The following is a 13,413-nucleotide window of genomic DNA, read 5'->3' as shown; positions in this document are numbered from 1 at the left end:
TCCCGCGCCCGCATCGGCATTAGTCCAAGAATGCTTTTTCCACGACGTAGTGGGCTGGCTTGGAATTGGCACCTTCCTCCAGACCATAGTCTTCGAACATCGCCTTGAGTTCGAGGTTAAAGGCCAGGTTGCCGCAAATCATCGCGCGATCGGTGTCAGGGTTCAGCACCGGCACCGCAAGATCACTAAACGCTTCGCCGGACTTCATCAGGTCCGTGATGCGGCCCATTTTGGGGCTCTCTTCGCGAGTGGTGGTGGGGTAGTATTTGATCTTCTTCCAAAACCCGTCGCCGATAACTTCGTTCAGCAACTCGTCATCTTTGAGCGCCTCAATCAAATTCCGGCCATAGGTCAACTCACCCACTTCACGGCATGTATGGGTGATGATGACTTCGTCATAATCCTCATAAGTCTGCGGTTCGCGCAGCAGCGAAGCAAAGGGCGCAAATCCTGTGCCTGTGGCAAAGAACCAGATGCGCTTGCCCGGCAAGAGCGCGTCGTGGACCAATGTGCCCACTGGCTTGGGGCGCAGGATGATCTCATCGCCCGGCTGGATGTGCTGAAGTTTTGAGGTCAGCGGGCCGTCCTGCACTTTGATTGAGTAGAATTCCAGTTCCTCATCCCAAGACGGTGAGGCGATGGAATACGCGCGCAACAGCGGCTTTTGCTTGCCCGTTTCAGGGTGCGGATCGCCCATCAGGCCGATCATGACGAATTCGCCGGAGCGAAAGCGCAAAGAGGCAGGCCGTGTGCAGCGAAAGCGGAACAGACGATCAGTGTAATGCTCGATCTCTGTTACGGTCTGGGCATCGGGCAGGGTCGGGGTGGCCTTTTGGGCGGTGGCTTGGTTCACGGGGCTTTGCTCGGTCATGTCAGTGTCAGCGCGGGTTTACACCTGCACTGCTCCAATAAGAAAGGGAATTCTGGGGATGTTGTAAGGCGGCGCAGTCCGCGCCGCTTTGATCTGGGTCAGGTCTGTTTTAGTGATTTGAGACGCCGCGCACGCGGGCGTGGTAATCATGCTCTTGCCAGTCGGCACGGAACAGCCACTGATCTTCGGGCTGACGGGCGGCCAACGATTGGCTGATTTCGACCTCGTCAAAGCCTGAGCGGCGCGCCATCGCGTACTGATCAGAGATCACGTGTCCACGGGCGCGCAGGCGTCCCTGATAGCCGCGCAGACGCAACATGCGCGCAATGGTGAACCCGCGCCCATCAGCAAAGCTGGGGAAATCCACACGGATGATATCCGCGCTCAGCGGCACGGCAGCGGGGTCCGCATCCGCAGGGACGTCCAGCGCCACCGCGTCGTTCGCGGCTTCGCCCAAGGGCGTGTAACCGCGATCCCAAGTGTCCGGGCCAAAGCCCTGATCTGTCACAAGAATTGTCATGTCTTAGGTTCCTGCTCTTACGAGTTTTCCGTTTACGAAGTGGATGCCACATTCGTCTTTGTCCTGATCCCGCCAGCGCCCCGAACGGGGGTCTTCGCCAGCCTCCACCTTCGACGTGCAGGGTGCACATCCAATCGAAGGATACCCTTGGGCCACAAGCGGATGCCGGGGCAGGCGGTTTTCGTCCATGTAGTCGCGGATGTCCTGCTGCGCCCAGCGGGCCAGCGGGTTGACCTTGATCTTGCCCGTCTCGACCTCAAAGAACTCAAGGTTTGCACGGGTGCCAGACTGGTACCGCTTGCGCCCGGTGATCCAACCGCTGTGATCGGCCAAGGCGCGGCGCAGCGGTGCGACTTTGCGCATTGCGCAACATGCATCGACGTTGTGCTTGTGCATGCTGCGGCTTGGGTCGCGGGCCTCGGAATCGTCTGCCCGGATGATGCGCACATTACGCAGGCGCAGCCGTTCAGCGACCTCCTGCTGATAGACCAGTGTTTCGGCAAACAGCATTTCGGTGTCGATAAAGATCACTGGCACGTCCCGGTTTACCATGGCAGCGAGGTGCAACAGGACCACTGACTCCGCCCCAAAACTGGACACCAACGCAAGGTCCGGGACTGCGTCGAACGCCGTGCGCAATACATCCGTCGCGCCGTGATGGGTCAGGCGCGCGTTAAGCGCGCTGACCATCACGTTGGCTTCGGGAAATATTGGCCCTCCGGGGGGTGTTTTTTGAGCGAGGTGAAGCATGGGAGTTTACTCCGCTGCGACTTTGGCTTCGGGATAGAGTGCGGCCTTGAACGGGGCGAGACCTGTGCGATTGTAGGTGTCGATGAATGCCTCATCACCACTTGTGCGCAGATCAAGGTAGGTGTCCACGATCCGTTCAACCGCCGGAACGATATCATCGGCAGAAAAACCGGGGCCAACGCGGTCGCCCACTTTGGCGGTTTCCCTATGATCGCCGCCCAGCGTGATCTGGTAGTTTTCGACCCCGGCGCGGTCCAACCCCAGAATGCCGATGTGACCGACATGATGGTGTCCGCAGGCGTTGATGCAGCCCGAAATTTTGATCTTCAGCTCGCCAATGTCATGCTCGCGTTTGAGGTCATCAAAGGCGGTCGCGATCTCTTGGGCGATGGGGATCGAGCGGGCGGTGGCCAGCGCGCAATAGTCCATACCGGGGCAGGCGATGATATCGCTGATCAGGCCAATGTTGGCCGTCGCCAGACCGGCTTCTTTCAAGCGCGCATGGATCGCTGGCAAGTCGGACACATGCACATGGGGCAGGATCACGTTTTGCTCGTGGCTGATGCGCAGTTCGTCATGGCCGTAGGCCTCAGCAAGGTCAGCCATGAGACGCATTTGGTCTGCGCTTGCGTCACCGGGCGTATCCCCGTGCTTTTTCAGAGAGATGGAGACGATTTTATAGCCGGGTGCCCGGTGCGCCGTCAGGTTCGTATCAGCCCAGGAACGGAAAGCGGGATCATTGTGATAAGCGTCTTTGAACGACGCCTCAGACGCCGTTTTGAACGCGGGCGCTGCAAAATGCGCCTCGATCTCGCTCAACATTTGCTGATCCACGCCCGAGAAGGTTTTGCGGGTTTCGACAAACCGTTCTTCGACCAAACGACGGATTTCATCGATGCCGTGTTCGTGCACCGTGATCTTGATGCGCGCCTTGTACTTGTTGTCGCGTCGCCCGATCTGGTTCCAGACGGATACCACGGCCTCAAGGTAAGGCAATAGATCAGCTTCGGGCAGGAAGTCATTGATAACCTTGCCGATCATCGGGGTGCGGCCAAGCCCACCACCAACGATGACTTCAAAGCCGCGCGCGCCGTCGCGTTCCAGCATCCGCAGGCCGATATCATGGGCCTTTGTCACCGCGCGATCATTCGGAGAACCTGTTACAGCGATTTTGAACTTACGCGGCATGAACTGGAATTCTGGGTGGTCGGTGGACCATTGACGCAGCAATTCGGCGACAGGGCGCGGATCGGCAATCTCGTCTGCGGCAGCACCTGCAAAGTGGTCGGCTGTCACGTTGCGGATCGTATTGCCGCTGGTCTGGATGGCGTGCATCCCAACTTCTGCCAGCGCGTCCAGCATGTCTGGCACATCTTTCAGCTCAGGCCAGTTGTACTGAATGTTCTGGCGCGTGGTGAAGTGGCCATAGCCTTTGTCCCACCGCTCGGCCAATTCGGCCAGTTTGCGCATTTTGGCGCTGTCCAGCGTGCCATAGGGGATGGCGACCCGCAGCATATAGGCGTGCAGCTGCAAATAAAGGCCGTTCATCAGGCGCAGGGGCTTGAATTCATCCTCGGTCAGGTTGCCCGCGATGCGGCGTTCGACTTGGGCGCGGAACTGGGCGTTGCGCTGCGCGAGAAATGCGGTGTCAAATTCGGAATAGCTGTACATCAGGAGAGCTCCACTTGCTTGCCATGGGCGTAGTTGCTGGGCCCTGTGGCGCGGAATGTTTCGCGAAAATGTGTGGGGACCGGGGTGCCTTCGTCCAAGGCGACATCGGCAAGGTACGCGCCAACGACGACGTCAACTTGCTGGCTTGCTTCGATCAGACGCAGGTCGGCGTCGGCCTCGTCAGTCAGCACTTCGGCTTGAGCAAGGTCGCGCGTCCAGCCAGAAGCGGTCTGATAGATCACGTCGCCGGCCAGCAGGTGATTCGCGGTGACAACTTTGGGGGTGAAGGGCTTGGACATTTATCGGGCCTCCTGCGCGGGCTGCGGGATGGTAAGGTCGGGAAGGGCGGCGACGGCATTGCGGGGCGCAAGACCGATGAAGGTGAGGGCAGGGCCCGAAAGACCAGCTTGCGAAATCGTCGGCTCCATCTGGGCGACGGTTGTGGACAGAACGCGTTGATCAGCACGGCTTGCGTTTTCAATGACGCTTACGGGTGTGGCCGGATCAATGCCGTGCATCAGCAGTCGGCCCTGAATGAAGCGTGCAGATTTCTTACCCATGTAGATGGCCGCGACCTCGCCCGGGTTGGCCAAGGCGCGCCAGTCGTGATCGGCAAATCCCTGCATGTCGTGACCTGTAAGGAACCGAACAGACGTATTGCGCCCGCGTTTGGTCAGCGACTGGCCAAGGCTGGCGACGGCCGCCGAAGCGGACGTGATGCCGGGAACGATATGCCAGTCGATGCCTGCATCCGTGACCGCGTCGATCTCTTCATCCAGACGGCCAAACACGGTGGCATCCCCTGATTTGAGGCGGACAACCTGAGCCCCTTTATGCCCATGTTCGACGATCAACGCGTTGATCACCTCTTGGGGTGTGGAGGGACCAAACGCTTCTTTGCCCACGTCGATCATTTGTGCCTCGCGGCGGGCAAGTTCGAGGATTTCGGGGCTGATCAGGCGGTCATAGATAACCACATCAGCCTCATCGAGCGCCTTGCGGGCCTTTAGGGTCAGCAGTTCAAGATCGCCCGGACCTGCGCCAACAAAGGCGACGTGGCCTTGACGGGTCTCTTTCATCAGGTGGTCGCCCAGCAAAGCATCAAGAGCAGGTTGTACCGCCTCAACGCCGCTCGCGATCGCTTTGGGTCCTGCATTGAAATAATAGTCGCGCCAGAAATCGCGGCGCGCGCGGCCAAAGGGCAGGGCGTCTGCCGCCTTGCGGAACGTCTTGCCAATGGCGGCGAGGGTGCCCAGCGACGTGGGCAGTTTTTCTTCCAGATCAGCCTTGATCGCGCGGGCCAAAACGGGGGCAGCCCCTTCGGTCCCGATGGCGACGGTCACGGGATCACGATCCACGATAGCAGGGGTGATGAACTGGCTGTCGGCCAGATTGTCCACGATATTGACCAACGCACCGTCTGCATGTGCGATGGCGGCTGTACGCTTGTCCTCAACCGCATCCTCGTCGGCGGCATAGAACAAAGCAGCGCACATCGCATCACCGGGGTCCATCGCGCGGCGGATCAGGGTGAGCTGGCCAGCCTCAGCCCAGCTTTCAATCTCAGGAGCCGCGTCGGGCGCAAAGACAGTGATGTGTGCCGTCGTCTTCATCAGTAGGCGCAGTTTAGCCAGTGCCGCATCTCCACCGCCTGACAGCACAATGCGCCGCCCTGAGGTGTTCAGAAAGATCGGAAAGTGGTTCATCGCGTGGCCCTCGGGTCGCTGTTTCTTGATCTCAATATAGAACATTGTTCTGGTTTGTTGCCATCGAGCGCAGTAGATAAGGATGATTGTTCTATCTTTGTGGAAAGGTGGAACGTCTGTCTGAAAAACGGAGAGGGAATGGAATGGCCGTTCGCATAGATGACGTGGATCGCAAAATTCTGGCCGAGATGCAGCGCGATGCCAGCCAGTCTTTGGACGAGATTGCCAAGGCTGTTGGCTCTTCCAAGACCCCTGTTTGGAATCGCATTCGCAAGCTGAAAGAGGCGGGTGTGATCGGTCAGCAGACCGTGTTTCTGGACGCCGAAGCGTTGGGGTTTGAGGCCTGTTTTTTTGTCTTGATCCGCACATCTGAACACGAAGCCGATTGGCAGGCCCGCTTCCTCAAGGCCCTGCGGGACCGTGCAGAAGTCCAGGAAGCCCACCGCCTTGCAGGCGATATTGATTATATCCTGAAGGTGCGCGTGAAGAATGCGCGTGCCTATGATGCGTTCTATCAGGCGCTGATTTCTGAGGTGCGGGTGCACAACGTGACGGCTCTTTTGTCGATGGAAGAGATTAAATCCACCACCATGTTGCCGCTTGGCGTGTGAACCATTGGTGCGATTGCATAGCGTCGCACTATGGCTGCTTGCGGTCTGCTGATGCGGTGCGTGGGTGTTTCTGAGCCAGATTAAAGAGCAGTGCCAAGCAATTCTGATCCAAAAATTTGGTTCTTAAACCCAGAACTGTATTTCAGCCTGCCCACCGCAATGTCTGACACGCGGACAGAGGACACGCACAACCGTCCCATCTCACGGCTTCACCTACGCCACCTTGAACCAACCCATCATCCCACTCGCTTGATGGGACAGCATATGGCAATGGATCATCCACTTACCGGGATTGTCCGCAACAAAAGCGATTTCCACGACTTCGTCCGCACCAATAAGAACTGTATCGCGGACATCTTTGTGCGGGTCGGACACGCCATTGCGTGTCAGAATGGTAAAGTGATGTCCATGAACGTGAATTCCGTGAGGGAATGCGGACCGATTGGACAGTTCCATGAGAATGGTGCGACCAAGGTTTGCTTCGAACATTGGCTCATCCATGCCGTGGGCGACACCATTAAACGCCCATGCCATCCCATGAGACGTCAGTTCGCGAAACCCCATTGTTTTTCCATGATACATCGCTTCGGACATGCCGCGCATTGCGCCACCTTCTATCAGCAGGGGCTCTTTTTGTGCGGACGACAGATCGGGGCGGGGCCGCGTCGTCCAAGACGGGAGTGGGCGCGTGGTTTCCTGCGCTGCCGCCATTGGCTCGCCTTCAATGTTGAACGATGCCAATTCCACCTGATTGCCTCTGCCTGTATCGAGCATCAGACCAATCTGTGTTGAAGCACTGACAGGCGCATCGACAACGATGTCTGCTCGCTGCGCAGGCGCCAATTCCACAGTTTCAACGTCGCGTGGCACGACTGGATGTCCATCCAGCGCAATTAGTTTGGGCGACAATCCCGGCAAGTTGATTGGCATGATGCGGTCTGTGGCGACGTTGATAATGCGAAGCCTAACACGCTCTTGCGGTCGAAGATCAAAAACAGGGTAGGGCTGCCCGTTGACTGTTGCAGTGTTTCCCATTCGCCCAGCATGTGCTGCCGCATGAAGATCGTCCCACCGTCCCTCAACAATTGATCCATCCTCATTGAGCAACCAGTCATCAAGAACCAGTGTCAGTTCCCGGCTTGCCGCGCCGGGAAGACCCAGCCAAGGCTCGACGTCTTCGACAATCAACGGCCCCGCCAACCCGCGCGCAACCTGTTCTCTGCTCCGGTTGTGGGAGTGATACCAATAGGTTCCGGGGTCCGGGCAGACAAAATCATAGTCAAACGTGGCACCTGTCGGCACAGCAGCCTGTGTCAATGGGGCGGCCCCATCCATTGCGTTGTCGATCCGGATACCATGCCAGTGAACAGCAGTAGGCTCGGGCAGTTCATTGAACAATGTTCGTGTCACCCGCCCGCCCGCTTTGACGCGGATTTCAGGCCCGGGAATGGTTGCCGCGTCCTCTGTTGAAAAGGCCCAGACAGGTGTCTGTGGATACCCTTTTGGTGTGAGTTGTGCGGTGGACGCCGTTGCACGCAAAACAGGGAGTTGGCTGCTGGCGCGACTATGCGCGGCCAACAGAGAACTTGCACCGATCGCGCCAAGTCCTGAAAAAAATCTACGACGTGAAATCATTGCCATAAGCCCATTCCATGCAAAGGTTCACCGGCAGCGGTGTTGCACTCATAAGTGTTGCAGCAGCGAACAGTATCAATAGTACGCAAAAGCCCCGAATTTGAAAGAACGGCGAAACTTAACCAAGGCAGCGGCGATTTCGGCAGAAAGGGGCGCGCGCATCCAGACCTTTCTGCGTGCGACGGCACCGTGTAAACAAATGTGCTGCTTTGGGCTCAGATCCCCGGTTCGATGCCGAGCGACCCAACGTCTTCAGTGTCGTCAATCAGCAGTTTTTGGGGCCGGATCCTAGTGTTGAAAATCAGTGATCACTGCTGTTCCGGGAGGTGTCGGTCCATTCATAGCACGCAACTCACCGCTGGCCGCAGACAAAGAAACCTCTCTTGCCAACATCGGGCGAATATCCACGTCTCCCCGTTCGATCATGCCCAACAGGTCCGGGTATTTCCACGATGGCATTCCGCGCGTCCCGAAAAAAGCCAGTTGCTTGGAGTAGATGGCGCGCATGTTCACGCGCATCTGACCGCTACCCGCAGGCATACCGACCTGAACGTGCCGTCCGAGTATCGCCAAACACTCCACGGATGCGTTTGTCGTGGCCTCGATCCCAAGCGCCTCGATCGAGACCTGCGCGCCGCCGCCAGTGATTTCATGGATTGCAGTCGCCACGTCTTCATTTGCTGCATTTACAGTAGCGTCAGCTCCATGTAGCCGCGCGTGTTCCAGTTTTTCGTCAACGATATCAACGACAACAACCCGCGCGCCCAACATCTTTGCCAGTAGCAAAACAGACAACCCGATGCCCCCCGTTCCGTGCACGGCAACCCATTCTCCCGCTTTGACATTGGCGCGGTCGGTTAGTGCATGCCACGCTGTTGTCACACGGCACCCCAGACCCGCCGCAAGTGCCGGAGATATCGAAGCCGGAAGGTGAACAAGGTTGTGGTCGTAAGGCACAGCCACATATTCGGCATAGGCCCCAGGTGTGCCAAAGCCAGGAACGATTTGATGGGCGCACGTATTTGAAAGGCCCGTATGACAAGCCACACAGGTCCCGCAGCCAAGGATAAACGGGGCGATAAGACGGTCGCCGACCTTGTGCTTGGCCTTTGAACCAGCCTCAACGACTGTCCCGCAATACTCATGCCCCATGATCGAGCCGTTCTGTACCTTGGGGTGCCCTCCAGTCCATCCGTGATAGTCCGAACGGCACACACCGCAAGCGGCGACTTCCAGCACGACACCGTTGTCTGGACAGATCGGGTCATCGACCGTTTCGATTGAGAGGTCTTCGTTAAATTCTCTTACGACTGCCGCGCGCATCCTTGAACCTTTGTTGTTGATTGGTGGCCTTGCCAGCCGCAGGGCTTGTAACCTTTATTTGGGCCGATCACCCTCAATGGTCACACGCCTGCCTTTGCGTTCCTCGGGCCAATAGTCCCAAATCGCGCGGTGCATACAACACCGATTGTCCCAGAACGCCATGTCGTTCAACGTCCACCGGAAACGGATTTGATAGTTGATGTGTTCTGCATGCTCGAACAGCATGGCAAGTACGGCGTCACTTTCACTATCCGATAGCCCCAGAATCTTTGTGGTAAACGTGCGGTTCACAAACAACGACTTTCTACCAGTATCAGGATGGGTCCGGACAATCGGATGCACCGCCTGTGGGCAGTCGATATCTGCGTCAGTCTTACCACGGTCGCTGTATCTGCCTTTGTAAATGTGCTCTGAACTGTGAAGGGCTGACAGGCCGTCGATCAACGTCTTGATGGGATCGGACAGGCCGTCGTGGGCGGCATACATGTCGCTGAACATTGTGTCGCCACCGCACGGTGGAGCGATGTGGATCTGAAGCATCGTTCCGAGCGGCGGTTTTTCATCACACGAAACGTCGGAATGCCAAAACTCGCCGTTCGCAATTTTGGAGTCCTTTGTCGCATGGATTTCAAAAATCTCAGGGTGGCCGCTCATGGTGGGGGCCGCCGGGTGTACGTGCAGTGGGCCAAACCGTTTGCCGAACTTCACGTGTTGCTCTGGCGGGATTTCCTTTTGGTCTTTGAAAAAAAGCACCTGATATTTGTGGAACGCGTCACGGATTTCAGCGAACTGATCGTCTGGAACATCCCTGCTCAGGTCAACTCCATAGATCTCGGCGCCAAGATTGGGGGCAAAAGGCTTTGCATCGATCAGTTGGTAATCATTCGTCTTCAAGGCGACCATGTGAACTCCAGCGGTTTTGACAGGAAATTAGGTTCTGGGCCAAGCATAACCGTAAGTAATATTTAATAATAATGATAAATGTTTTCTCTATACTTAAGAAAAAATATATATATCCGGGCAAGACGCCGTCGAAAGAGAGCAATAGTGACATGAGTATTCGCGCGCTTCGCACCCTCATCTCGATACATCGGCATGGTAGCTTTCGTGCCGCTGCAGAGGCTGAACACCTGACACCAGCAGCCGTGAGCCAGCAAATGCGAAACTTGGAGGCGTCATGGAGGTTGGAGCTGTTTGAGCGCTCACTTCGATCTCCGAAACTCACTTTGACCGGCCTTGCTTTGGTTGATGAGGCCAAATCTATCGTCACGGCTTATGACGGCCTTGCAGACAAGGTCCGCCCAGACGACGAAGTGTCCGGAGAGCTTATTCTGGGCGCGGTCCCCACCACGCTTACCGGGCTGGCACCCCTTGCTCTGACACAGCTCAAAAAGTCGAATCCAAGCATTCGGGTCCGCGTTGTGCCCGGCTTGTCACATCAGCTTTTGTTGCAGATTGAACGTGGGCAAATCCACGCCGCAGTCGTTTCAAAACCTGAAATCATACCAAGTTCTATGGTTTTTTCAGAGATCGCCGCAGAAGAGCTTGTCCTGCTTTCCTCTCAAGGCACGGAAGACCTGCCCGCACTGGACTTGTTGCAATCACAACCATTCATTCGTTTCAATCGGGATGCGGTTGTTGGTCGGAAGATCGAGGCGTGGTTACAGAACAATGGGATCGTCGTGAATGACGTGATGGAATTGGAGGGGCTTGAAGCTATTTCCAGTATGGTTGCAGCCGGTCTTGGCATTTCCATCGTGCCAAAGACATGCGTCGCTGAAAACAGCCATCTGCCTCTTACAAGGATTCCTTTGGGCAACGATGTCCCAATCCGCCTGTTGGGGCTGGTCAGTCGCAACGACTCGCCCAAGGCCAAAGTCATAGAAGCCGCGGAGATTGCGCTTTTGAAAGCCGTTTCAATTGGCGAATTCCATATCAAAACATGAGTTCGACTTGATGCCGCATCCTATCAAAGAGGCTGTTTCAAGGGGCTGTATTTCGGCCAGTCAGCCAGTGGCGGATGGGGTGGTCGAGAGTGTTTACAAAACTTTTCCAGGCGGGACATGCGCTGCAACTCAGCAATTGGTTATGTCAGGCTCAGCGCAATCACTTGTCGCATCTTGCGCCATGGGCTGAAACGCAAATTGGGTCAGCCCTCGTCGCGGCGGCCAAAGTCATCCGTCACTTTATATGCTCAATGCGTTCCAACCTGTTGTTGCGGGTATCAACGCAGGCTTGGGTCACGTTCAAGGTCGAGTATGGCGTTGTACTCGTCTTGCGGATCCATCCAAGCTGCCAGGATCGTGCCTTCCGAAATCTGAAACTCTTCTATCTGCGCAGGCGTGACCAGCACCATTCGAATGTTCGCCATAAAGGCACCGCCATGTGTGTCGCCGAACACGACACGGATGTATTTCTTGTGAGGCGCAAAGAGGCGCAGGTACGGATCCGCAGGGTCACCGACCAACAGCACTTCGGCTTGTTCTTTTTTCCAGTCAGGCGCGATGGTCTTGTTGTCGGGACCGATCATTGCAGAAACGGCGCCCGGAATAATCATACCAACCGAAGCCGACACCATCAGCGCGCCCGCGCCAAGCTGTACGACACCGGCTCCGTGCCCGATTGTGTGCGACCAACCCGCCAGACGCATGAGCGCTCCATTCGGCAGGTAAACCACATCAACTTCGTCGCCCGGTTCGATCGCGCGCCACAGGTCAATGGGGGCAACTTCTTTCTCTGAATGGGTCTGGCCGTTTTCGGATCGCTCGAAACGCAAATAGTGATACTTGGGAGGTGTCGTGCGATGGCGGTCCTCGCGGTCGACATGGCCCTTTTTTATCCACTTTTCAGTGACAACAGCGCGTCCTTTCACGCCGTATTTACGCAGCATTGCCGCCTTCACATAAGTGCGAAAGCCAAGCACCAGCATAAACACCCCGACAACACCGACGGCCACGACACCAAGGAAGGGAAGCCAGTTGAACAAGACGTCGCCAATGGGGTCACCGGGTTTGACGATCTCGGTGATCATGCCGCTGCTTGTCTAAAGTCCTGAACCATTCCGACATATTATCAGCAGGCGCCGTCATTGCCCTAACCAAAAAACTGGCCAAGCCGCCTCACACTGCCTCCACGACCAATTCATCAAGTTTGTGAAAATGATAGCTGTCGGCAAATTGCGGTGGCTTGGCGATCTGCAAATTGGGGGCATAGTTGAACAGGGCGGGTAGGGCGATCTGCATCTCAAGCCGCGCCAAAGGTGCGCCGACGCAAAAGTGCAGCCCGCCGCCAAAGGCGAGGTGGGCGGGTTTGGTTCGTGCCGGATCAAACTGGTGTGGATCAGCAAACACGGCAGGGTCCCGTCCTGCAGCCCCCAGCATCAATGCGATTTCATCACCCGGGTTCAGGGTGTGTCCCCCGACCTCCATCGTTTCGTAGGCATAGCGCGTGAACATGTGCAGCGGCGGAGTAAAGCGCAGCAACTCCTCCACTGTGTTGTCCCGCGTATCGGGGCCAAGCGCGCCTACTGTCTCTGTTTCAATCAAGCACTTCACTGAGTTCCCAAGGCTGTGAACCGTCGCCTCGTGACCTGCGTTGAGCAACAGCACGATGGTTGCAATCATCTCGTCCGGGCTGAGACGCCCTGCGTCGTCCTGCGCTGCAATCAGTTCACTGATCAGATCGTCCGCCGGGTCAGAGCGTCGTTCTTCGATGTAGCCGCGCAGAAAATCCGCGAATTCGACGGCGGCGGTGTTTGCCGCATCCTCGATCGCACGGGTGCGTCCGGCCTGATACATCGCCACCATGGCCGACGACCAGCGCAGCAGATCGGGGGCAAGAGACTCGGGCACGCCAAGCAGGCGGGCAATCACGCGCACTGGAACCAGCTGGCAATAGGCCGGGATGAGATCGAACGGGCCCTTCGACATGTTCGAAAGAAGGTCGGCGCAAATCGCCTCAATATCAGGGGCAAGACCGGCAATGCGGCGCGACGTGAATGCATGCAGGACAAGCCGGCGCAGACGGGTATGCTCATGCGGTTCCAGTTCCAGCAACGAATGCTGCTCGACCGCGTAAAACGCGCTCAAATGATCCGGGATCGGTGTTTTGCGGCTTTCGGGCACGGCCCGTCCCAACCGTTTGTCCCTGAGCAGTGCGTGCACCGTGGCATGATCAAAGGCGGCAAGCATGCCGTAGTCCTTCCAAAACGCCACGGGGCCCGACGCGCGGGCATGATCATAGAAATCGTATGGGTTTTGGATAAAGGACGGATCGTGCGGGGACTGGATCAGCATGGGACGGGTTTTTCAGTCTGCTGTGGTCTTT

At 57.0% G+C, this 13,413-nt stretch carries 13 protein-coding genes; 2 read left to right on the top strand and 11 right to left on the bottom strand.

Annotated elements, in window-relative coordinates:
• Window positions 1-19 precede the first annotated feature (19 nt).
• The 6 genes from DHN60_RS03205 to cysG all read right to left on the bottom strand — a co-directional run bounded on the left by DHN60_RS03205 (window position 20) and on the right by cysG (window position 5,518).
• Entirely contained in the window at window positions 20-871 is an 852-nt protein-coding gene (locus DHN60_RS03205) for a ferredoxin--NADP reductase (protein WP_108835779.1), read from the bottom strand.
• Window positions 872-980: 109 nt separating this feature from the next.
• Window positions 981-1,391, bottom strand: a complete 411-nt coding sequence (locus DHN60_RS03200) for a DUF934 domain-containing protein (protein WP_108835778.1) — start codon at window positions 1,389-1,391, stop codon at window positions 981-983.
• A 3-nt stretch (window positions 1,392-1,394) separates the two neighbouring features.
• Window positions 1,395-2,081, bottom strand: a complete 687-nt coding sequence (locus tag DHN60_RS03195) for a phosphoadenylyl-sulfate reductase (protein ID WP_234423509.1) — start codon at window positions 2,079-2,081, stop codon at window positions 1,395-1,397.
• Between the two features lie 66 nt (window positions 2,082-2,147).
• Window positions 2,148-3,812: a nitrite/sulfite reductase gene (locus DHN60_RS03190; RefSeq protein WP_108835776.1), complete on the bottom strand. Its 1,665-nt coding sequence runs from the start codon at window positions 3,810-3,812 to the stop codon at window positions 2,148-2,150.
• Window positions 3,812-4,111, bottom strand: coding sequence for a DUF2849 domain-containing protein (locus DHN60_RS03185; protein ID WP_108835775.1), 300 nt, complete (start codon window positions 4,109-4,111; stop codon window positions 3,812-3,814). The genes DHN60_RS03190 and DHN60_RS03185 overlap by 1 nt, the downstream gene beginning before the upstream one ends.
• Window positions 4,112-5,518: a siroheme synthase CysG gene (cysG, locus tag DHN60_RS03180; RefSeq protein WP_108835933.1), complete on the bottom strand. Its 1,407-nt coding sequence runs from the start codon at window positions 5,516-5,518 to the stop codon at window positions 4,112-4,114. It lies immediately after the preceding gene.
• Window positions 5,519-5,661: 143 nt separating this feature from the next.
• Between cysG and DHN60_RS03175 the strand changes: the two genes are divergently transcribed.
• Window positions 5,662-6,129, top strand: a complete 468-nt coding sequence (locus DHN60_RS03175) for an Lrp/AsnC family transcriptional regulator (protein WP_108835774.1) — start codon at window positions 5,662-5,664, stop codon at window positions 6,127-6,129.
• Between the two features lie 213 nt (window positions 6,130-6,342).
• Here the strand turns inward: DHN60_RS03175 and DHN60_RS03170 are convergent, their stop codons facing one another.
• From DHN60_RS03170 to DHN60_RS03160, 3 genes are all read right to left on the bottom strand, one after another.
• Window positions 6,343-7,707: a multicopper oxidase family protein gene (locus DHN60_RS03170; RefSeq protein WP_234423498.1), complete on the bottom strand. Its 1,365-nt coding sequence runs from the start codon at window positions 7,705-7,707 to the stop codon at window positions 6,343-6,345.
• 345 nt (window positions 7,708-8,052) lie between these two features.
• Window positions 8,053-9,087, bottom strand: coding sequence for a zinc-dependent alcohol dehydrogenase family protein (locus tag DHN60_RS03165; protein WP_108835772.1), 1,035 nt, complete (start codon window positions 9,085-9,087; stop codon window positions 8,053-8,055).
• Window positions 9,088-9,141: 54 nt separating this feature from the next.
• The gene (locus tag DHN60_RS03160) at window positions 9,142-9,990 is read right to left on the bottom strand and encodes a TauD/TfdA family dioxygenase (RefSeq protein ID WP_108835771.1); all 849 of its coding nucleotides are present in this window, start codon (window positions 9,988-9,990) and stop codon (window positions 9,142-9,144) included.
• A gap of 149 nt (window positions 9,991-10,139) precedes the next feature.
• Here DHN60_RS03160 and DHN60_RS03155 point away from each other — a divergent pair, with 149 nt between their 5' ends.
• Window positions 10,140-11,033 (top strand): LysR family transcriptional regulator, encoded by an 894-nt coding sequence (locus tag DHN60_RS03155; RefSeq protein ID WP_108835770.1) that lies wholly within the window; start codon window positions 10,140-10,142, stop codon window positions 11,031-11,033.
• A 278-nt stretch (window positions 11,034-11,311) separates the two neighbouring features.
• Here DHN60_RS03155 and DHN60_RS03150 read toward each other — a convergent pair whose 3' ends face one another.
• Both DHN60_RS03150 and DHN60_RS03145 read right to left on the bottom strand, forming a co-directional pair.
• A complete protein-coding gene (locus DHN60_RS03150; RefSeq protein ID WP_108835769.1) occupies window positions 11,312-12,118 on the bottom strand; it encodes a hypothetical protein in 807 nt (268 codons plus the stop codon).
• An 88-nt stretch (window positions 12,119-12,206) separates the two neighbouring features.
• Window positions 12,207-13,382 (bottom strand): cytochrome P450, encoded by a 1,176-nt coding sequence (locus DHN60_RS03145; RefSeq protein ID WP_108835768.1) that lies wholly within the window; start codon window positions 13,380-13,382, stop codon window positions 12,207-12,209.
• Between the last annotated feature and the right edge of the window lie 31 nt (window positions 13,383-13,413).

The sequence above is a fragment of the Tateyamaria sp. Alg231-49 genome, assembly GCF_900143535.1.
In the GTDB taxonomy this organism is placed as follows: Bacteria; Pseudomonadota; Alphaproteobacteria; order Rhodobacterales; family Rhodobacteraceae; genus Tateyamaria.
This window is presented reverse-complemented; position numbering and strand designations above follow the sequence as displayed.